This window comes from Shewanella sp. NKUCC01_JLK, from assembly GCF_019345615.1.
GTDB lineage: Bacteria > Pseudomonadota > Gammaproteobacteria > Enterobacterales > Shewanellaceae > Shewanella > Shewanella oncorhynchi.
Genome location: NZ_JAHKRD010000021.1, coordinates 64,862 through 85,134 on the forward strand (window position 1 = coordinate 64,862; position 20,273 = coordinate 85,134).

Sequence of the window (20,273 nt, forward strand, 5' to 3'; positions counted from 1 at the left end):
TGTAATCGCGATGATCAGCGACTACGGTAAATCGGATACTTAAGGTATTGGTTATCGTAGTAAGGGCTGCGTTCATAGAACCAGCGTAGGCGTGCCTCAGGATCGGCGGCAAACTCTGCATTGGTCAGTGCTTTGTCGAACTCAGCTTGTAGCTTAGGATCTTCTTTCAGCATCTTGGCTGCCAGTGGCTCTACCGCATAATCTTCAATGTATTCAGTGTGAGTGAAGATAGGATTGAAGAAACCCCATTGCAGTAAAGAATCTGGTGATTGTGGCTCAAGCAGTAAAATCGCCAGATCGCCTAGCGGTTGATCTGTACTGATTTTAATGGTGCCAGCGGGCAGAGTGGTGCTGACTTTGGTTAACTCTGACTCGGCTTTGATCGTTTGGCGGCCCTCAAAATCCTTAGTGTTAAACACGGGATTGCTGAGAGTATATTGCTGCAATTTCAACTCGGTTGGCTTTTTGAGCGTGGTCATGCGAATGCCATGCACGTTAAGACGATCAATCACTTGAGTCCATTGAGCTGGAATATAGTAAGCACTCGGACGAGTGACCTTAATGTCGGGCACTGTTTCAGCCATCACAGGCAAGTTAGGGTAAAGCTTAGGTTCACCTGTCCAGCGCACAACTTCAGCACCACTGATGGGGCTCTTTTCAAGTTGATAATCTATGCCTTTAAAATCCCAGCCTTTTTCTAATGGTGCTAATTTCCAAGTAAGGGTGATTAGCGGTGAGGCGCGGTATTTATCTTCTTGAATCGCACTCTTAAGTTTTGTCGCCTGTTCACCCACGGTTTTGAGGGTTTGCGCTAACATCACATAAGTGCCGAGCACCCTTTGCTTAAAGGGCTTTAGGCTGTGGTTTTCAACCAGAATGGTGGGCAAATGGCGAGCATCGCCATAACCGTTAGAGAAGCGCGGGCTTGGATTCCACAGCGACATGCCTTTGTTAATATCGGCGTTATCCACGGCAAAAATCAGTGCGCCGGGAATATGGCCTTGTTCCGTTAATGCCGCTTCAACTGCAGGTCTGTAGCTGTTTTCGAGCCAGCGGTAGCTCGCAGGGCTTAAGCCTTGGGCAAGGTTATAACCAAAGGTAACATCGTATTGATAGTCGATGCCGTCGGTAACATGCACGTCGATATACAAGTCTGGCTGCCATACGTTGATTGCGCGCAGCATATGCTGCATTTCTAAGCTGTCGGCCTTAGCATAATCGCGGTTAAGGTTGAGATTATTAGCCGTAGTGCGCCAGCCCATATTCACAGGGCCACGTTGATTCACCCGATTAAATTCGCCGCTGCGCTCATGGGCATCAACACTAAAAATAGGCACAAACAAGAGGTTGGCTTTATCGAGCAGGGCACTTTTATCGCCTTGGATAATGTCACGTAGCAGCATCATGCCAGCATCTTTACCGTCGATTTCTCCTGCATGAATCCCCGCCTGCACTAGCACTGTCGGCTTAGTGTTTTGTTTGAGGCGTGCCGATTCATTAATGCCTTCACTGCTGGCGATATACATCCAAATATCGCGCCCTTGTGGGCTCTTACCTAAGCTCACCTTTTGTAATTTATCTGTCTCGCCCGCGAGTTTGTCGAGCCAAGCGATAGTGGCATCGTAGCTTGGACTTTCAATACTGCCACTTTGCTCAAAGGGGGTCGCCCACTCGCTATCAACACTTAACATGAGCGATTCGCTGGCGCCATGCCAAGTGATGCTTGGCGGTAAAATCGCATCGTTGACAAAGGTGTTGGCTCGTTCAGGAATGGGCGCTGGTTGTGCTTCTGGCGCTGCAACTGTGGTATCGGCCAGTACATTAGTCGCAGTTTCAGTTGCTTGGCTATTCGCTGCTGGACTTGCATCCTGTGACGTTGTGATTACTGGGGAGCCAACTGCCAATGTTTCTGTGGTAGAGGCTTGCGCCATAGTGGCTGCCGGAGTTGTTTGGGTTGTGGTTTTCGCATCATTGGCAAAAGCATTCCCAGGGTACAGATTGCCCGTAGAGAGACAGGCAATGGCGATAACGGAGAAAGAAAACAAGCGCATGAAAAGAGTCCATCTATCGAATTTTTATTAGGACGGTATCTTTTCATTAAACGCCCCGTTAACGCAAGGGCGGCTAAGGGTTATCCGGCATTTCTGACATGGATTTAAGCACTAAGCGGAATGGTAAAATCGACTAAGCCGTTTTGTTGGGCGTTATCTGAGAAGCTGGCCGCTTGTTATAGGCAATGTCGATAATGGCAATGTCTTTATAAAGTGCTTCGACGGCAATCGCGAGCTGATAAATTAGCCAGCTATAACCTGTGAGCGCAAATCCCTGCGGCACTTGGTCGTTTACGGCAGTCACTGGATCAGCGGTTGATGCTTGAGTGGCTGCGACTAGGGCAAGCTGGAGTCTGTGTTGTAATTCTTGATCTAAGCATTCAGGCAGTGTCGGCAATTGTTGAGCTTTACCCGCCACAAATTCTGCAAGTTGTTGCAAATAGAAGGCAAGCTCAGAGGCAACCGCATTAATCTGCAGATAGGCGTCTTTGTCTTCTTCCTGCCAGCGGGTTAAGGGTAATAGTTCGAGTAAGGTGATTAAGCGCACTTGTTTATTGGCTAACTGCGACAGTAGCACTTTGTGTTTTTTGAGGGTTTGACTTTCCCATTCCAAGGAGAAAAACAGTTTCTTTTGAGTGAGTACGGCCTTCATCGCAGCCTCCAGTCTAGCGCGAAAATCGAGCTCATGATTGGCGGGTGCCTGAAGATGCTCGGCTAATACTTCGGCCATATTGTCGATGGCATGGGTGAGTTGGGAGCGCCAATCTTGTTTAGCTTTAATCGGAAAAATGAACAGTGAGACCAAAATAGCAATCACGCAGCCGGAGAGGATGTTGGCCGTGCGCCATAGTGCCTCAGAGGTGTCATGGTTGGCGTCGCCGACCACGATTATGATGGTAAATCCAGCCACTAAATAGGCATAGCTGTAACGTCCGGCCGAGATAAAACAAATCAAGCTAACGGCTAAGATCAGCAGGCTCATGATTAGCCAATAACTGTCCACAGTGGCAACTAACATCACCCCATAAGCTGAGCCTAAACAAGTGCCTATCGCCCTTTGTAGCGACTTTTCAATCGCGCCGCCTACTTGAGGTAAGCTCATCATAATGATCACTATCGTGACCATGCTCCAAATAAAATGCGGTGGCGCCCAAATGGCATTAATAGTGACAGCAACGAGTAAGGCTAGCCCGAGCTTTAGGGCGTGGATTGAGCGGAAATGGCGATAGATAAAGTCGGCAAAGGGTGTGGCTGGGGCAAATACAGACATAGGGCAGAATTCCTTTGAGCTAACTTAGCGCTGTTAATCTGGTGGCAGTATCGCAGAAAAACCGTGTCACTTGCGGCCATAGCGCCATAAAGAAATGTAAATTGCGAAATCTAGCAAATTGAGCTTAGTGGATGGCGCGGGAGAGATCACATTAACACTCAGATTAAATAACCTGAGCTCGGGATAAGCAGAGCCGCTGAATAGGCATCTTTTCGGGCCTCTCTGCGTTGCTCTGTCTAACCATAGCTCGCTATGGCGTACGACAGAGCGCCTTGATATGCGCAAAAATCTGCGCACTCAGTCAGGAAATAGATTTTTCGCTTTAAACGAATAATTTTATACCATTGATTTTATTTGTTAAATTTAGATTTTTCGACACTCGTTATCCCGAGTTCAGGTTAAATAGGCTTAACTGATGCGTGTAGAGGCAGGCCATTATACCGTGCTGCAGATATAAAAAAGGCTTGAATAAGCATTGCCTATTCAAGCCTATATTTAAAGTGTTTGAGTTAGCTTAAGCTGCGCTCACTATCCGCTTTAACGTCAACTTCTGTGTATTTATCCATGATCAAGGCACAAGCCGCATCGCCTGTGATATTGAGTGCGGTACGGATCATGTCAAAAACCCTGTCTAACGCAAACAGCAAAGGTAAACCATCGATAGGAATTCCCGCAGCTAACAGCACTGCCACCACTAAGAAGGATGGGCCCGGCACACCTGCTTGACCAATTGCGCCTAAGGTTGAGGTGAAAATGATGGCCGCATAGGCTGTCATCGACAGATCAACGTTATACATTTGGGCGAAGAACATGGCCACTAAACCATAATAAATCGCGTTGCCGCTCATATTAATGGTGGCGCCTAACGGCAGTACAAAAGCCGTGGTTGCCTTAGAGACTTTAAGATCTTCCTCGCAGGTTTCCATATTCACTGGCAGAGTTGCCATTGAAGAGGCGGTCGATAAGGCCATCACCTGCGGCTTCTTCATTGCCGAAATAAACTGGCGCGCAGACACTCTTGAGAAGAGTTGTACCACTAATGGGAAGAAGATAAAGCCGTAGATCAGAATCGCAGCCACAAACACGGCGAATAACTTAAACACGACTTCTAGTGCATCAAAACCGAAGGTGCCGACAGAATCGGCCATCAAACCAAATACACCGATAGGGGCAATGATCATCACGCAGTTGATCATCCACACAAAGGCATCGACGACTGTGTTGAGTGCGGCCAAAATAGGCTTAGCGCCATCGCCTTTAACTTTAGTCAATGCGATGCCGAAGAAGATACTAAAGACTAAGATTTGTAATATGTTACCGCCGTTCAGCGACTCGAACACATTGGTTGGGATCATGCCGATAAAGGTATCCATTACCCCGGGTAATGCGCCATGTTCCTTGGTTACTTCCATCAAGTCTGTGCTGCTGTGGGCGGTAAAATCAACGCCTGCACCCGGTTGGAACAGATTACCCATCAAGAGTGCAAGCACAACGGCAAAGCCCGACGTGACAATAAAAAAGCCGAAAGTGCCAATGCCAATCTTACCCGCCGATGGGCTGTCACCTAAGCTCGCCGCGCCGCTGATGATAGAAACCAATACCAGTGGTATCACTAGCATTTTGATTAAATGGATGAAAATGGTTCCGAGTGGTGCAAACACACTTGCACTCTCGCCCATGATAAAACCCACCAGTGCGCCGATAATCATGGCAATAACCACTTGCACACCAATGTTACCTAATAAACTCTTGCTCTTCATTCTTGCGAAACTCCCCAGTTGCCGCAGCATTTTGTGTCATGCACAGACGATTTGAACCTAGACGACTCAAGCTTTAGTGATTAAGGCTTACTCTAGGCTAAAGGTTCACTCTATGTTAAAGGCAAATGCCCGACATTTTTGACCGAGTAAAGTACCACAATTGCATAGCAGGGGATTGTGAAACATCACCAACCTTGGTTTCAAAATAACCAAAGTCTAAATCACGTTAACGTTAAATGAGGAATGCTTAAATTTATGCGCTTAAAAATGAATAAAGCTTATTTAATTGTGGAATTTTAACTGCCGAATTGATGAATTGTGATTTTTACTTTGATGGGCGCAGATATCCTCTCGTATTCTTGGGGCGGCTTGAGTCGTTGGTCACCCATCTTTTACTTGTATGAATCATGAGAGTGGTTAATAGCTAAAAAACCTCCATGACCATTCAACTCTGTGACTCACTCAGTTTTCCCTATGACAACTCCATTTCGAGGACATTATGAACATCACCTCATTTTTTGGCCCGCCCGAATCGTTACAGTGTTGGATAAGAAAGTGCGTCGAACAACCTGGATTAAGTTATTGGCTGGTTTATCAAGATCTTGATGAAAGTGAATCCCTGCAACTGACCACTCCATTATTCCCGATAGTGAATGATATGAGAGACCTATCGGATGACGAAATCGATGCCTTTGAGGATAGCTTAGGCCGGAGTGACTATGGTTATCTGCTAAACACGGACCAGATTGAGGATGTGATCGATAACCTGATGCAGCAAAAAGCTCAGCCCAGTGAACAGGAACTACTTGAAGCTATTATCTTTTACTATGAGCGAGATGCGTTTATAGATATTTAAGTGTTTATTTTTATTTTGTTGTTTCTATATAAAATAAAATTACGTGTTGTTAGCGGTAAAATACCGACGGTTAACGTCGGCATTTGTGTTTAAGGCGAGGTAATAAGTTGTGCACCATTTAGTGGTTATTGAGGTATTGAGCGCCTGTTTATTATGAATTCAATTTCGCAAGCACTCTGAATACCTCTTGAACGCCCTAAGGCATTGCGGGGAAGGAGAACGAGCTGCCAATCCCTAGAGGCAAGCCTAAGGCCCAATATGCCAGTAAGAAACCGCTCCAAAGTAAAAGAAAACTGATTGAAAACGGCAACATCAGCGCCACTAAGGTGCCGATGCCTGATTCCTTAACGTATTTTTGGCAAAACACCACAATTAACGGAAAGTAAGGCATCAGTGGGGTGATGATATTAGTGGATGAGTCGCCCACTCGGTAAGCGGCTTGAGTCAAATCCGGTGACACACCTAGTTCCATTAACATGGGCACCATAATGGCACCAATTAATGCCCATTTGGCTGAAGCGGAACCCACTAATAGATTGACGAACGCAGTGAGAAACACAATGCCTACCAGTGTCACACCCATAGGAAGGGCTAATTCCTTTAACGCCAATGCGCCTTTAATTGCCATTAATGCGCCTAAATTGGATTGACCAAAAGCATAAATAAACTGGGCGCAGAAAAAAGCCATGACGATGTAATAACCCATGCCGCTCATGGATTTGCTCATGCCTTGAATAATGGCTCTGTGGTTGTTTGCCGTGCCAGCGGCATAGCCATACACGATGCCGGGAATGAGGAAAAACACAAAAATAATCGCCACAATGGAGCGCATTAATGGCGCTGAAGCACTGGTTAGGGCGCCATCAGTACCACGCCAGGCAGAGTTGTCACCATAGGCGGTAAACACCAGCCCTAAAGCACATAACAACATGGCGGCCATGGCGAATTTGAGTCCGCGGCGCTCATGGGGTTGCAGTTCATCTAGGGTTGGGAGCGTGCTGGGATCGCCATTCACCGCAGTGTTTTTTAGGCGCGGCTCGATAACTTTATCCGTTAAGAACCAGCCAACTAAGATAATTAAAATGGCAGAAGCCGAAGTAAAAAAGATGTTATTCAGTGGGTTAATCGTTAATGTGGCGGCCGCGGGATCGGCTGATAATCTTGCCGCTGCCTGAGTTAAGCCCGCTAACATAGGATCAAGGCTGGATGGCACGCCAACGGTTGCAGAAAAACCGCCGGATACGCCAGCGAAAGCGGCGGCAATACCGGCTAAGGGATGACGACCCGCGGCATAGAAGATCACCGCGCCGAGTGGGATAACGAGTACATAACCCGCATCAACCGCGACATGGCTCAGAATACCCACGGCTATCAATACCGGGGTGAGTAACATCTTGGGGGTAACAGATAAAATGGAGCGCAGCCCTGCATTAATAAAGCCAGTATGTTCAGCAACGCCTAGGCCCAGCATGGCCACAAGCACCACACCTAGCGGCGGGAAAGTCACAAAGGTGGAGACTATGTTCGAGGTAAATGCAGTCAGTGCGCCGCCTTCGAGCATATTGACGACTTGAATGGGGTTACCAGTACGAGGGTCGATTTCATCAAAACTGACACCCGATAATCCCCAAGAGATCAACCAGACTAAGCCCAGAAACATCGCAAATAATACCGCCGGATCAGGCAGTTTATTGCCGACGACTTCGACGCCATTGAGAAATCGCTGGAATCCAGTGACAGGTTTATGATTTTCCATTTGGGTGCCGCTTCCTAAAAATGATGATTGTTATCGGCGATTATAAAAACGCAGCATTAATTTAAGCTTGGTTTAACTAATCGATAAGAAATAAAACACATAAAAATCTATCGCAGTGACTTTAGTGCGGGTGGATTTCATCGTCACTAAATCAATTTAGCCGCAAATAAAAAGCGCGGGTTCATGACTGAACCCGCGCTTTTTTATAGAACGATATTTTTGACTCAATAATCGTACCGAACAGAGCCGCTACGCGCTTATGCCTTTGGACCTGCGTTACGGATAGCGTCTGACACTTGATACTTAGCGAAGTTTTTAGTGAAAGCTTCTGCTAGTTTCTGGGCGTATTCGGCATATAGCGCTTTGTCGCCCCAAGTGTTGATTGGGTTGAGTAAATTGCTGTCTACGCCTGTGACTGCCACAGGAACGGCGAGGTTCAAGGTGTCTAAGTGGACAGTTTCCACATCTTTCAATTCACCGCTGACAATCGCATCGACGATGGCGCGGGTGGTTGGGATGTCAAAACGTTTACCTACACCGTGTGGACCGCCAGTCCAGCCTGTGTTGACTAAGTACACTTGGCTACCGAATGACTCAATGCGCTTCATCAACAGTTCTGCGTACACGCCAGCAGGGCGTGGGAAGAAAGGTGCGCCGAAGCACGTTGAGAAGGTGGATTGAATCGCCGAGGTTGAGCCGATTTCAGTCGAACCTACTTTGGCGGTATAGCCAGACAAGAAGTGGTATGCCGCTTGTTCTTTGGTCAGGATAGAAACCGGTGGTAATACGCCAGATACGTCGCAGGTTAAGAATACAACCGCATGTGGCTCAGCGCCGCAGTTGTCTTCTTTACGTTGGGCAATGTGCTCCAGCGGATAGGCTGCGCGGGTGTTTTCCGTCAGGCTGCTGTCTTTGTAGTTAGGTACGCGGTGTTCGTCCATAACGACGTTTTCAAGCACAGTGCCGAAACGAATCGCATCCCAAATCACGGGCTCATTCTTCTGGCTTAAGTCGATACATTTGGCGTAGCAACCGCCTTCGATGTTGAATACGCCGCCGGGTGCCCAGCCGTGTTCATCGTCACCGATCAGGAAGCGTTTTGGATCGGCAGAAAGTGTGGTTTTACCTGTGCCAGATAAACCGAAAAACAGCGTAGTGTCGCCATCTTTACCTACGTTGGCCGAACAGTGCATAGGTAGCACGCCTTGGGCTGGCAGTAGGAAGTTCTGCACTGAGAACATAGACTTTTTCATTTCGCCAGCGTATTTCAGGCCGGCAAGCAGCACTTTACGTTCAGCGAAGTTTAAAATCACGGTCGCATCTGAGTTAGTGCCATCACGTTCTGGTACGCAAACAAAGTCAGGGGCATTGATGATCTGCCACACTGGTTTGTCTTTACGATTAAATTCTTCAGGAATGATAAATAGATTGCGGGCGAACAGTTGGTGCCAAGCGTATTGTGTAGTAACACGTACTGGTTGGTAATGTTCAGTATCGGCACCGACTTCGAGATCAGATACAAACAGTTCTTTATCGGCTAGGTAAGCTTCAACCCGTGCCCATAAACCTTCAAAAGCACCTGGATCGAAAGCTTGATTGACTGGGCCCCATTCGATATCAGCTTCTGAACTGGGTTCTCTTACAATGAAACGATCGCCAGGTGAGCGACCGCTGCGAGCGCCTGTTTTAGCAACTAATGCGCCATTGGCTGTCAATTCACCTTCGCCGCGTAGCAGGGCAAATTCGACAAGTTGTGCTGTTGAGGGGTTAAAGTGAACGCGGTTTAATCCATCCGCCATAGTGAGGTCTCCATTTGATTTGTAAGGTTATTTTAATATCGATCGTCTGCCGATTTAATTTTATTTATCGCCTGAGTCGTGCTAGGTGACAAAGTGAGGGCGATTGTAGCCTAAGCCGAGTGCAATGTGTGAGGGGATTATAGGTATGAATAAAAAATGGGCGCCAAATAGGGCGCCCATTTTTTAGCGGGAGTCGTTTTACTGCTGGGTTGTTGATGTTTGACCGTTAGCAAATAAGGTTGCTACGTCTATGGCATCAAAGGTGTATTTAGCGTGGCAATATTCGCAACCCATTTCTATCTTGCCATCTTCGGCGAGTATGGCTTCGATTTCTGCTTGATCTAAGGTTTTGATCGCGCCGGCACTGCGTTCATGGGAACAAGTGCATTTAAAGCTCACATCGATAGGATCAAATAAGCGTACTTCTTCCTGATGATAGAGGCGATGTAACACGCTTTCTGCATCAAGAGTAAATAGCTCTTCGGCCTTGATGGTCGACGTCAGTTGGCTCAAGTGTTCGAAGTCGGCGTTGTGATCTTGCTGGCTTGGCAGAATTTGTAGGAACATGCCCGCCGCTTGTTTGCCGTCGGCAAATAACCAAATTCCCGTAGGTAACTGCTCAGATTGATTGAAGTATTCTTCAACACAGGCCGCAAGTGTTGGCTTGTCTAGTGCAACGACACCTTGGTAGCGTTCACCTTCGTCGGGTGTTAAGGTGATGACCATGTAGCCTTGGCCGAAGAGTTCTGTGAGGCTAGCATCATCGGCGAGTTCAGCATTCCAGCGAGCCACACCGCGTAACTCTTGTAAATTGTTACCGTTGATCACCGCTAAAGATACAGGGCCGTTGCCTTGTAACTGTACGCTGATATCACCGCTAAATTTCAATGTAGCGGTTAATAGTGAGGTGGCTGCCATTAATTCACCCAGTAGCACTTGCAGTACGGCTGGGTATTCTTGGGCGCTGATCACTTGTTGATAGCTGTCTTGTAACTGCACCAGTTCACCGCGCACATCGGCATTATCGAACAAGTAGCGGTGTAAAGTATCTTGGTTCATCGTGTATCTCACTGTTAAAGGTCTTTAAAGCGCATGAGCTGGCGTCGTTGCTTTTTATCTGGTTTCTGATCGGGTATCGGGTTATTGAGCATGTGGAGGCGTCGTTGCTCAGCATTAATGGCCCGTTTAGCCAGACTTGTCGCGGTTTCTTCGTACAATTCTTGTGCAATCGCACCACTTTGGCGTAATTGCGATAATTTTTTTATGACGATCTCTTTATCGTCATATCCTTGGCGTATCTTAAGGACGGCGCCTATCTCGGCATTCCTACTAGATTTGGCACGCTGGCCGTTGTAATGTACTTTGCCGCCGTTAATCATTTCTTTGGCGATGGCACGGGTTTTATAAAAACGTGCAGCCCAAAGCCACTTATCGAGTCGAATGTCTGTTTTATCGCTTTGACCTTGAGTCATAGTGTCTCCAGCTAAAAGATCGATGAGTTCACATGCCGAGCAAGAAAATGCGTGAAGAGCATTTCTATTATGTTAAAGGGTGGCGTGCTTCACACCCTTTTATGGCGGGCAAAGTTAGCATAATTGGCCTATTTTCGCCAATTTGAATGCTGTTATGGGCTTGTTGCCAAATGCTGCCTAGGTTAGCATGAGACGGTAATCGCCTAATTATTATAATCAGAACAGAGACCTGTATCGAGGGTCCACATAAAATATGGATTTATTAGATAAAGTTATCGCAAAAGCCATTGGCATGCCCCATAAGCCCTTAAGCCGGATAGTCTTCTGGTTGGGTTTTATTGTGATCATGTTGTTAGCCGCGCAAATTACATGGAAATTAGTGCCTACTAGCTCATCACCCAGTGCTTGGTCGCCAACGCCCGTTAACCTGACGGGTAAAGGTGCTGGGCAGGTTGATCTTGCGGGTTTACAGCAGCTTGGTCTCTTTGGTAAGGCAGATGCTAAATCTGAAAAGCCAAAAACTGAGGTTGTTGAGACTGTGACCGACGCGCCTAAGACCACGCTATCTATTCAGCTCACTGGCGTTGTTGCATCGACAGCAGATCAGAAAGGCTTAGCAATCATTGAGTCAAACGGCAGCCAAGAGACTTACAGCTTAGGCGATAAAATCAAGGGCACTTCGGCATCACTGAAAGAAGTCTATGCCGACCGTATTATCATTACTAACGCTGGCCGTTACGAGACATTAATGCTCGATGGCTTAGTTTACACTAGCCAAAGCCCAGCCAATCAACAGTTACAACAAGCTAAGACTAATAAGACTGGCTCGGCAGTGAGCCGTGTCGATCAACGTAAAAATGCCGAAATCTCCCAAGAACTCGCCGAATCCCGCACCGAATTGTTAGCCGACCCCAGTAAGATCACCGATTATATTGCCATTTCACCTGTCAGACAGGGTGACGCTGTGGCGGGATATCGCTTGAATCCAGGGAAAGACGCCAATTTGTTTAAGCAGGCGGGTTTTAAAGCTAACGATTTAGCCAAATCGATTAATGGATACGACTTGACCGTAATGAGTCAAGCGTTAGAAATGATGAGCCAATTACCCGAGTTAACCGAAGTTTCTATTATGGTTGAGCGGGAAGGACAATTGGTTGAAATCATGTTTAGTTTGCCGCAATAACACGCGTTAGAGGAAAGAAAAAGAATGAATAACAAAAGGATTCGACGCAAGCTGATTGCTGGGGTTGTTGCGGGTGCAGCCATGTTCTCCTCCCAATTCGCTTGGTCTGAACAGTATGCGGCCAACTTTAAAGGCACGGATATTCAAGAATTTATCAATATCGTTGGTAAAAACCTGAATAAGACCATCATAGTTGACCCGACAATTCGCGGCAAAATCAACGTTCGCAGTTATGATCTGTTGAACGATGAACAGTATTACCAGTTTTTCCTCAACGTCTTACAAGTTTACGGTTATGCCATCGTCGAGATGGAAAATAACGTTATTAAAGTCATTAAAGACAAAGATGCCAAAACCGCTGCAATTCGAGTCGCTAACGATAACGACCCCGGCCTTGGTGATGAAATGGTGACGCGTATCGTGGCCTTGTATAACACTGAGGCTAAGCAATTAGCGCCGTTATTGCGTCAACTTAATGATAATGCGGGTGGCGGCAACGTAGTAAACTACGACCCCTCCAATGTTTTGATGTTATCTGGCCGTGCCGCTGTCGTGAACAAGTTAGTCGAAATTATCCGTCGAGTGGATAAGCAAGGCGATACCTCGGTGCAAGTCGTGCCGTTAGAATTTGCTTCTGCGGGTGAAATGGTACGAATTATCGATACACTTTATCGTGCTACCGCTAACCAATCTCAATTGCCAGGCCAAGCGCCAAAAGTGGTTGCTGACGAACGTATCAATGCCGTGGTCGTGAGCGGTGATGAGAAGAGCCGCCAACGTGTGGTCGAGCTTATCCATCGTCTCGATGCCGAACAAGCCAGCACAGGTAACACAAAAGTTCGTTATCTACGTTATGCCAAAGCAGAAGATTTAGTTGAAGTGCTGACCGGTTTTGCCCAAAAGTTGGAAGGCGAGAAAGATCCGAGCGCTCAGGCTGCAGGTGGTAAACGCCGTAATGAAATCAATATCATGGCGCATACTGAAACCAACGCCTTAGTGATCAGTGCTGAACCCGATCAGATGCGCACTATCGAGAGCGTGATTAATCAACTCGACATCCGCCGTGCTCAGGTACTCGTAGAAGCCATTATCGTGGAAGTCGCCGAAGGCGATAGCGTCGGCTTTGGGGTCCAATGGGCCGCGAAAGCGGGTGGTGGTACTCAGTTTAATAACTTAGGCCCAACCATAGGTGAAATTGGTGCAGGTGTATGGCAGGCGCAAGATCAAGAAGGGACATTCATCACTAACCCGAGCACTGGTCAGGTGATAGGTCAAAACCCGAGTACTAAGGGAGATGTAACGCTACTCGCCCAAGCCTTAGGCAAAGTTAACGGTATGGCTTGGGGCGTGGCCATGGGCGACTTTGGCGCCTTAATTCAAGCAGTGTCGAGTGACACTAACTCAAACGTACTGGCAACGCCTTCTATTACCACCTTAGATAACCAAGAAGCCTCGTTTATTGTGGGTGACGAAGTGCCTATTCTGACAGGTTCTACCGCCAGCTCGAGCAACAGTAACCCATTCCAAACCGTTGAGCGTAAAGAGGTTGGGGTTAAACTGAAAGTGGTGCCACAGATCAACGAAGGCAGCTCAGTTAAGCTGACGATTGAACAGGAAGTTTCTGGGGTTAACGGTAATACAGGCGTGGATATTTCCTTCGCGACTCGTCGCTTAACCACTACCGTTATGGCGGATTCTGGTCAAATTGTGGTACTCGGTGGTTTGATCAACGAAGAAGTACAAGAAAGTATACAAAAAGTACCGTTCTTGGGTGATATCCCTATTCTAGGACATTTGTTTAAATCTTCTTCGAGCAAAAAAACGAAGAAAAACCTCATGATCTTCATCAAGCCAACGATTATACGTGATGGCATCACGATGGAAGGGATTGCTGGACGTAAATATAATTATTTCAGAGCATTACAGCTTGAACAGCAAGAGCGTGGCGTTAACTTAATGCCTGATACTAAAGTGCCTGTACTAGATGAATGGAATCAGTCTGAGTATTTACCACCTGAAGTTAATGAGATTTTAGAGCGTTATAAAGAAGGTAAAGGTTTAGAGACCCAGATGCGTAAAACGGATCCAACGCTCAAAACGCTCGATGAAAACAAAAACAAAGATAAAACCAATGAGTGAAATTCAACTATCCCAAGTCGATGACCTCAGCCAAGTCTCTAATGAGCTAGGCCTTGAAGCTGAAGGTGATGAGGTATTTCGTTCGAGCAGTAAAGAGCGTTTACCTTTTGCCTTTGCACACCGCCACGATGTGGTGCTCGCGCTGGGTGAAACGGGCGCGTTAAGCTTGTTTTATACGAGTAAAACACCCTTAACGGCTATGCTCGAAGCACGGCGTTATTCGGGTGTTGATTTGCCTTTGGTTAAGCTCGAAGTGGCGAAGTTTGAGGCCAAACTCACTCAAGCATATCAGGCGAACTCGTCTGAAGCGCAGCAGTTGATGGAAGACATAGGCAACGAGATGGATTTATTCACCCTTGCCGAAGAGCTGCCGCAGACCGAAGACTTACTTGAAGGTGATGATGATGCGCCTATCATCAAACTGATTAATGCCTTGTTATCTGAAGCGATTAAAGAAGAAGCGTCGGATATCCATATCGAAACCTACGAGAAACAGCTTGTGGTGCGTTTCCGTATCGATGGTGTACTTAAGGAAGTCCTCAAGCCAAACCGTAAACTGTCGTCGCTGTTAGTGTCGCGGATTAAGGTTATGGCTCGCCTCGATATCGCCGAAAAACGTGTGCCGCAGGATGGCCGTATTTCGCTACGTATCGCAGGTCGTGCGGTGGATGTGCGGGTATCGACCATGCCATCGAGCCACGGTGAACGTGTTGTACTGCGTCTGCTGGATAAAAATACTGGCAACCTCGATTTAGAACAATTGGGGATGACAGACAGTATTCGCGTTAAGTTTGAAGATCTTATTCGTCGTCCTCACGGGATCATTTTGGTGACTGGCCCAACGGGCTCGGGTAAAAGTACTACTTTGTATGCGGGTTTGACGGAGATCAACTCCAAAGACACCAACATACTCACAGTAGAAGACCCTATCGAATACGAGTTAGACGGTATTGGTCAGACCCAAGTTAACACTAAGGCCGACATGACCTTCGCCCGTGGTCTGCGCGCTATTTTGCGTCAAGACCCCGATGTCGTGATGATAGGCGAGATCCGTGACCTCGAAACCGCGCAAATTGCGGTGCAAGCGTCACTCACTGGCCACATGGTGATTTCAACCCTGCATACCAACACAGCGTCTGGCGCGATTACACGTTTGCAAGACATGGGCGTAGAGCCTTTCCTCGTGTCTTCAAGTTTACTCGGCGTGTTGGCTCAACGTTTGATCCGAACCCTTTGTCCTAAATGTAAAATCGAGCATGTGCCCGATGCGCGTGAGCGTGAGTTGCTGGGCATAGCCGCCGATGACGACAGACGTATTTTCCGTGCCAATGGCTGTAAATCCTGTGGTAACAATGGCTACCGTGGTCGAACCGGTATTCATGAGCTATTACTGGTTGACGATAATGTGCGTGAATTGATCCATGGCGGCCGCGGTGAGTTAGCCATCGAAAAGTATATTCGTCAGTTTGTACCGAGCATTCGTCACGATGGCATGAGCAAAGTGCTCGCGGGCATCACCACTCTCGAAGAAGTGCTACGTGTGACTCGCGAGGAGTAATTTATGCCAGCATTTGAATATAAGGCACTGGATGCCAAGGGAAAGCAGCTTAAGGGCGTGATTGAGGCGGATACCGCCAGGCACGCCCGCAGCCAACTGCGCGATCAGCGCATGATGCCCTTGGAAATACTGCCTGTTACTGAAAAAGAAGCCAAAGCTAAGAGCAGCAGTTTTTCGTTTTTCAAACGTGGCATTTCAGTTGCTGAATTAGCTTTGATCACCCGCCAAATTGCGACTTTAGTGGCCGCGGGTTTACCGATTGAAGAATCCCTTAAAGCCGTTGGTCAGCAGTGCGAGAAAGATCGTCTCGCGAGCATGATTATGGCGGTACGTTCTCGGGTGGTGGAAGGTTATAGTCTGGCCGATTCCTTGGCTGAATTTCCGCATATTTTCGATGATTTATACCGTGCCATGGTGGCCTCGGGTGAAAAATCCGGTCACTTAGAAGTGGTGCTTAATCGTCTGGCGGATTATACCGAGCGACGCCAACAGCTTAAATCTAAGCTGACCCAAGCCATGATTTATCCCGCGGTTTTGACCACAGTGGCGATAGGGGTGATTTCAATCCTGCTAGCAGCGGTTGTGCCTAAAGTGGTCGGACAGTTTGAGCACATGGGCGCTGAGCTTCCCGCCTCGACTCGATTTTTGATCTCGGCCTCTGACTTTGTTCAAAACTATGGTGTGTTTGTGGTCATCGCCTTAGTGCTGCTGTTCGCACTCTTTCGGCGCATGTTAAAGTCACCTGCGTTTAGGATGAAGTACGATAATTTTTTATTGAGCATGCCAGTTGTTGGCCGCGTGAGTAAGGGATTAAATACGGCGCGTTTTGCTCGGACGTTAAGTATCTTATCCGCCAGTTCAGTGCCTTTGCTCGATGGTATGCGTATCGCCAGTGAAGTGTTGCAGAATATGCGAGTGCGGGCCGCAGTTGACGATGCGACCGCACGCGTGCGGGAAGGAACTAGCTTAGGTGCAGCGTTGACTAATACTAAGTTGTTTCCGGCTATGATGTTATACATGATTGCGTCGGGCGAGAAGAGTGGTCAACTTGAGCAGATGTTAGAGCGGGCCGCCGATAACCAAGACAGGGAATTCGAAGGTAACGTCAACATAGCATTGGGTGTATTCGAGCCTATGCTGGTGGTCAGTATGGCGTGTGTTGTGCTCTTTATCGTGATGGCAATTTTGCAGCCAATTTTAGCCTTGAATAACTTGATTAGCGGTTAATTTTTGAATTTATGGATTATGACCAAGTCGATTGGCATAGGATTTTTTTAGGAGAAGTAGTCGATGCAAATGAACAAGAAACATCAAGGTTTTACCTTACTCGAAGTGATGGTTGTTATCGTGATTTTAGGGATTTTAGCCTCTATGGTTGTGCCTAACTTGATGGGTAACAAAGATAAGGCTGACCAACAAAAAGCCGTGTCTGACATAGTTGCACTCGAAAATGCCTTAGATATGTATAAGTTAGATAACGGTGTTTATCCATCGACCGAACAAGGCTTAGAAGCATTAGTGCAAAAGCCTACGATTTCGCCTGAGCCACGTAACTACCGTGAAGATGGTTATGTAAAACGTTTGCCAGAAGATCCATGGCGCAATAACTACCTGTTGTTAAGCCCTGGCGAAAACGGCAAGTTAGATATTTTCAGTGCAGGCCCCGATGGTCAACCAGGTACCGAAGATGACATCGGTAACTGGAATTTACAGAATTTCCAATAAGATGCTAAAGCTGCGTCACGCTGGTTTCACCTTAATGGAGGTGATGCTAGTGATTTTGTTGATGGGGCTCACGGCTGCGGCTGTGACTATGTCTATCGGCAATTCTGGGCCGCAACAGGCCTTAGATAGAACGGCGCGGCAGTTTATTGCGGCCACTGAAATGGTGCTTGATGAAACCGTTTTAAGTGGCCAGTTTATTGGTATTGTGATTGAGAAAACCAGTTATCAGTTTGTTTTTTATAAAGAAGGTAAGTGGGAGCCTTTGGATAAAGACAGACTCTTATCTGAAAAGCAAATGGAGCCAGGGGTTGTACTGAACTTAGTGCTCGATGGTTTACCTTTGGTACAAGAGGATGAGAAAGACGATTCTTGGTTCGAAGAACCGCTGATTGAACCTTCTGCCGATGATAAGAAGAAACACCCTGAGCCACAGGTCATGCTATTCCCGAGCGGTGAAATGAGCGCTTTTGAGCTGACGTTTATCGCTAAAACTAACAAAGGCCAGCAGGCCGAAACGTTAGTGGTCGGTGATGCGCTGGGCAGATTAACCATAGGGCGCCCCGATGAAACGCGTTAAGGGCATGACCCTACTCGAAGTGATTGTGGCCCTTGCCGTATTTTCGATTGCGGCTGTGTCTATCACTAAAAGTTTGGGCGAGCAGATGGCAAACATGCCGATTCTGGAATCGCGCACTTTGGCACAGTGGGTGGCTGATAATCAGATGGTCGATGCCAGACTTGATCCACAGTTTCCTGAAATCGGTAAAAAAGAAGGTCAAGTTGAGCTCGCAGGAAAGGATTGGTATTGGCGTAAAGAAGTGGTGAAAACAACGGACGATAATTTTCGTATGATCCGCATAAGTGTGAGTGAAGACGAACGCTATCAGCGTATTGCCGCACAAGTGAGCAGTTATGTCCTTAAAACTAACTAGTGCGCAGCGGGGATTCACCCTGCTGGAAATGCTGATCGCCATTGCGATTTTCGCCATGATAGGTTTGGCTTCTAATGCGGTACTCAGCACAGTGCTGACTAACGATGAAGTGACGCGCGCGTTTTCAACTCGGCTTAAAGCTCTACAGCAAGGTTTTGGTGCGATTGAGCGTGATCTCGCGCAAATGGTGGCGCGCACACCAAGATTACTCGAAGGTGGTCGAGGTTCAACCGTCTTCCAAACGGGCAATGATATCTTAGATTCGGAATCGGAAGCCTTAGTGTTTTACCGTTTAGGCTGGTTAAATCCCGACGGTTTATTACCGCGGGGCAGCTTACAGTCTGTGGCGTATGTGGTGCATGAAGGGCGGCTGGAACGTTGGTATTTTCCTTATCCTGAGCCTGAATTTGGCGCCGAGCCGATTAAGACAGTGATTATCGACAAAGTGCTGTCGGTGGAATATTCCTTCTTTATGGAAGACAAGTGGGAGCGCAAAGTCGAGGCGACTAAGTTGCCTAAAGCGATCGCCATGGAGATTGAGATTGAAGGTTTAGGCAAGATCCAACGTAAGTTCTTGTTGCCGCTGGGTGCTGTTGCACCAGAAAAGTCTAAGGATGACGATAATAAAGACGAAAATCCTGACGATACGAACAAAGATAAAGACAAAGATGGTGATGGAGTCGATGATGGCTCGGGGAACGATCCAGGTGACGGTTCTGGTGATCCAGGTGATGGCGACCCTGAAGATGAGGGCCGCGAATGAGAACCCAATCTCGGTCTAAACAGCGCGGTGTCGCACTGATAGTTGTGCTCTTGATAGTTGCCATGGTGGTGATCATCGCGACAAATATCACAGGCCGTAATCAGTTATCCATGCGTCGAACGTTGAACTTGGCCCAGTACGATCAAGCCTATTGGTATGCTATTTCTGCCGAAGAACTGGCGAAGAAGATTTTAAAACAAGATTTAGACGACTCGGAAGGTCGAGTCCACAGGCAACAATATTGGGCCATGGCCGATGTTGTGTTTCCGGCGGAATACGGTGAAATTGCTGGCAAGATCACTGATATGCGCGCCTGTTTTAACTTAAATGCCTTGTCTGTGACCACGAAAGAGGTGGAAAACAGTCAACCTAAGCTGCCGTTGGCGGCGAAGCAATATAAGGCCTTGTTGGTGAGTTTAGGGATGGACGACTTTAGTGCGGACCGTCTGACCCAGACCTTAAAAGATTATATCGACGAAGACACCACTGCTAGCCCTTATGGTGCCGAAGATGCGGAATATGAAGCGCGAAATGTGCCTTACCGTGCAGCCAATACGCTGATGAATCATCGCAGTGAATTACGGGCAGTGATGGGATACACCCAAGATATCTATTTGAAACTCTTGCCCTATGTATGCGTTATCCCAGGTAATGACAGACAATTACTGAATGTGAATACCTTGGAAGTAGAGCAAGCGGCACTGTTAGCTGGCATGCTCGAAAATCAGATTTCGGTAGGCGAAGCAGAAAGTATCATCAACCAACGCCCCGGCGATGGCTTTGCCAAGATAGATGACTTTTATGAAAGCTCATCCATGGGATCGATCAAGTGGGAAGGTGCCATGAAGTCGAGCTTTGTCATCGATAGCCAATATTTTTTATTGGCCTCGGGGGCGAAGGTTGATAACGCCGTATTTAGAATGGAAAGTGTGCTCAAAAAGAGCGGCGGCAATAAAATGGAAGTGCTCACCCGTCAGTTTGGTGGCCAAAAATAATGGTAGTGCTCACC

Annotated in this window: 17 protein-coding genes; 10 read left to right on the forward strand and 7 right to left on the reverse strand. The window is 47.3% G+C overall.

The genetic code is table 11. The features are described from left to right. Nucleotides 1-14: 14 nt before the first annotated feature. The 3 genes from KO537_RS19930 to KO537_RS19940 all read right to left on the reverse strand — a co-directional run bounded on the left by KO537_RS19930 (nt 15) and on the right by KO537_RS19940 (nt 5,081). Entirely contained in the window at nt 15-2,051 is a 2,037-nt protein-coding gene (locus tag KO537_RS19930; protein ID WP_219235504.1) for a M14 family metallopeptidase, read from the reverse strand. Between the two features lie 133 nt (nt 2,052-2,184). Further along, a complete protein-coding gene (locus KO537_RS19935; RefSeq protein WP_219235506.1) occupies nt 2,185-3,321 on the reverse strand; it encodes an FUSC family protein in 1,137 nt (378 codons plus the stop codon). A 509-nt stretch (nt 3,322-3,830) separates the two neighbouring features. Beyond that, nucleotides 3,831-5,081: a dicarboxylate/amino acid:cation symporter gene (locus tag KO537_RS19940; protein ID WP_105250986.1), complete on the reverse strand. Its 1,251-nt coding sequence runs from the start codon at nt 5,079-5,081 to the stop codon at nt 3,831-3,833. Between the two features lie 499 nt (nt 5,082-5,580). Here KO537_RS19940 and KO537_RS19945 point away from each other — a divergent pair, with 499 nt between their 5' ends. Then, nucleotides 5,581-5,937, forward strand: coding sequence for a hypothetical protein (locus tag KO537_RS19945; protein WP_219235508.1), 357 nt, complete (start codon nt 5,581-5,583; stop codon nt 5,935-5,937). 196 nt (nt 5,938-6,133) lie between these two features. Here KO537_RS19945 and KO537_RS19950 read toward each other — a convergent pair whose 3' ends face one another. The 4 genes from KO537_RS19950 to hslR form a co-directional block, all read right to left on the reverse strand. Next, the gene (locus KO537_RS19950) at nt 6,134-7,693 is read right to left on the reverse strand and encodes an AbgT family transporter (protein WP_219235510.1); all 1,560 of its coding nucleotides are present in this window, start codon (nt 7,691-7,693) and stop codon (nt 6,134-6,136) included. A 257-nt stretch (nt 7,694-7,950) separates the two neighbouring features. Next, nucleotides 7,951-9,492: a phosphoenolpyruvate carboxykinase gene (locus KO537_RS19955; protein ID WP_173497001.1), complete on the reverse strand. Its 1,542-nt coding sequence runs from the start codon at nt 9,490-9,492 to the stop codon at nt 7,951-7,953. 198 nt (nt 9,493-9,690) lie between these two features. Next, nucleotides 9,691-10,551: an Hsp33 family molecular chaperone HslO gene (hslO, locus tag KO537_RS19960; RefSeq protein WP_105250990.1), complete on the reverse strand. Its 861-nt coding sequence runs from the start codon at nt 10,549-10,551 to the stop codon at nt 9,691-9,693. A gap of 14 nt (nt 10,552-10,565) precedes the next feature. Then, complete coding sequence (gene hslR, locus KO537_RS19965) at nt 10,566-10,964, reverse strand: ribosome-associated heat shock protein Hsp15 (RefSeq protein WP_011848177.1); 399 nt, start codon at nt 10,962-10,964, stop codon at nt 10,566-10,568. 253 nt (nt 10,965-11,217) lie between these two features. On the opposite strand from hslR, the gene gspC reads away from it, so the two are divergent. The 9 genes from gspC to gspK all read left to right on the forward strand — a co-directional run bounded on the left by gspC (nt 11,218) and on the right by gspK (nt 20,259). Beyond that, entirely contained in the window at nt 11,218-12,147 is a 930-nt protein-coding gene (gspC, locus tag KO537_RS19970) for a type II secretion system protein GspC (protein ID WP_131525237.1), read from the forward strand. 24 nt (nt 12,148-12,171) lie between these two features. After that, nucleotides 12,172-14,286: a type II secretion system secretin GspD gene (gene gspD / locus KO537_RS19975; protein ID WP_219235513.1), complete on the forward strand. Its 2,115-nt coding sequence runs from the start codon at nt 12,172-12,174 to the stop codon at nt 14,284-14,286. Continuing rightward, on the forward strand, nt 14,279-15,844 hold the full coding sequence (gene gspE, locus KO537_RS19980) for a type II secretion system ATPase GspE (RefSeq protein ID WP_212600805.1): 1,566 nt from the start codon (nt 14,279-14,281) through the stop codon (nt 15,842-15,844). The genes gspD and gspE overlap by 8 nt, the downstream gene beginning before the upstream one ends. Before the next feature lie 3 nt (nt 15,845-15,847). Next, nucleotides 15,848-17,071: a type II secretion system inner membrane protein GspF gene (gspF, locus tag KO537_RS19985; protein WP_105250995.1), complete on the forward strand. Its 1,224-nt coding sequence runs from the start codon at nt 15,848-15,850 to the stop codon at nt 17,069-17,071. 63 nt (nt 17,072-17,134) lie between these two features. Beyond that, nucleotides 17,135-17,569 carry a type II secretion system major pseudopilin GspG gene (gene gspG / locus KO537_RS19990; RefSeq protein ID WP_105250996.1) on the forward strand — a complete coding sequence of 145 codons (435 nt, stop codon included), beginning with the start codon at nt 17,135-17,137 and terminating at the stop codon, nt 17,567-17,569. 1 nt (nt 17,570) lies between these two features. Continuing rightward, a complete protein-coding gene (gene gspH, locus KO537_RS19995; protein WP_113941577.1) occupies nt 17,571-18,146 on the forward strand; it encodes a type II secretion system minor pseudopilin GspH in 576 nt (191 codons plus the stop codon). Continuing rightward, nucleotides 18,133-18,501 carry a type II secretion system minor pseudopilin GspI gene (gene gspI / locus KO537_RS20000; protein WP_105250998.1) on the forward strand — a complete coding sequence of 123 codons (369 nt, stop codon included), beginning with the start codon at nt 18,133-18,135 and terminating at the stop codon, nt 18,499-18,501. Before gspH ends, gspI begins: the two co-directional genes overlap by 14 nt. Then, nucleotides 18,482-19,264, forward strand: a complete 783-nt coding sequence (gene gspJ, locus KO537_RS20005; protein ID WP_105250999.1) for a type II secretion system minor pseudopilin GspJ — start codon at nt 18,482-18,484, stop codon at nt 19,262-19,264. The genes gspI and gspJ overlap by 20 nt, the downstream gene beginning before the upstream one ends. After that, the gene (gspK, locus tag KO537_RS20010; protein WP_105251000.1) at nt 19,261-20,259 is read left to right on the forward strand and encodes a type II secretion system minor pseudopilin GspK; all 999 of its coding nucleotides are present in this window, start codon (nt 19,261-19,263) and stop codon (nt 20,257-20,259) included. Before gspJ ends, gspK begins: the two co-directional genes overlap by 4 nt. The last annotated feature ends 14 nt before the right edge of the window (nt 20,260-20,273 follow it).